Consider the following 1,225-nt stretch of genomic DNA (forward strand, 5'->3'; position numbering starts at 1 on the left):
CTCTTTGTCAACCGTAGTGGGTTGAAGTCAGCTAAGATCGAGAAAGGACGAATTTCGTCCTTTCTTTTTTGATGTTCAGAGCGATAAAAATCCTTTTTTTGAAGTTTTCAAAGTTTCGAAAACCAAAGGCATTTCGTTTAATGAGTTTAATAAGATTATTCGTTGCTTCCAATTTGGCGTTGGAATAGGGTAATTGGAGAGTGTTGACGATCTTTTCTTTATCCTTGAGGAAGGTTTTAAAGACAGTCTGAAAAAGAGGATGGACCTGCTTTAGATTGTCCTCAATGAGTCCGAAGAATTTTTCAGCTTCCTTATTCTGAAAGTGAAAAAGCAAGAGTTGATAAAGATTATAGTGGTGTTTCAGGTCTTCTGAATAGCTAAAAAGCTTATCTAGAATCTCTTTTATCCTGTTAAATGAGCTTCCAGTAACGTTTGATAGCCTTGTATTCATGGGATTTTCGTTCAAATTGATTCATGATTTGGATACGCACACGACTCATGGCACGGCTAAGATGTTGTACAATGTGAAAACGATCTAGAACGATTTTAGCATTTGGGAGTGAAACAGTCTGGGAGACTGTTTCAGCCTGAGCCTAGAAATTCGAAAGCGAAGTCGTTTAGCCAAGTTATAGTAAGGGCTAAACATATCCATTGTAATGATTTTCACCTGACAGCGAATGGTTCTATCGTAGCGAAGAAAGTGATTTCGGATGACAGCTTGTGTCCTGCCTTCAAGAACAGTGATGATATCGAGCTTTTCAAAATCTTGAGCAATTTTTTGGTTGATAATACGAGGGATTTGGTGCTTTTTCTTGACGAGGGAAGTCTCAGCCACCGCCATTTTCGCGCAATGATAGCACTTGAAACGACGCTTTTTAAGGAGGATTCTAGTAGGCATACCAGTCGTTTCAAGGTAAGGGATCTTAGACGGTTTTTGGAAGTCATATTTCTTCATTTGACTTCCGCAATCAGGACAAGATGGGGCGTCGTAGTCCAGTTTAGCGATGATTTCTTTGTGAGTATCCCTATTGATGATATCCATAAATTGGATATTAGAGTCTTTGATATCGAGCAGTTTTGTGATAAAATGTAATGGTTCCATATGATTCTTTCTAATGATGGTTTGGTCGCTTTTCATTATAGATCTTATGGGACTTTTTTTCTACAACAAAATAGGCTCCATAATATCCATAGGGGATTTACCCACTACAAATATTATAGAGCC

At 38.1% G+C, this 1,225-nt stretch carries 1 pseudogene; it reads right to left on the reverse strand.

Annotated elements, in window-relative coordinates:
• Nucleotides 1-31: 31 nt before the first annotated feature.
• Nucleotides 32-1,102 (reverse strand): annotated as a pseudogene (locus MK403_RS09340) (transposase).
• Between the last annotated feature and the right edge of the window lie 123 nt (nucleotides 1,103-1,225).

Origin of the sequence: Streptococcus oralis (assembly GCF_026782285.1) — a bacterium.
Lineage (GTDB): Bacteria > Bacillota > Bacilli > Lactobacillales > Streptococcaceae > Streptococcus > Streptococcus oralis_CG.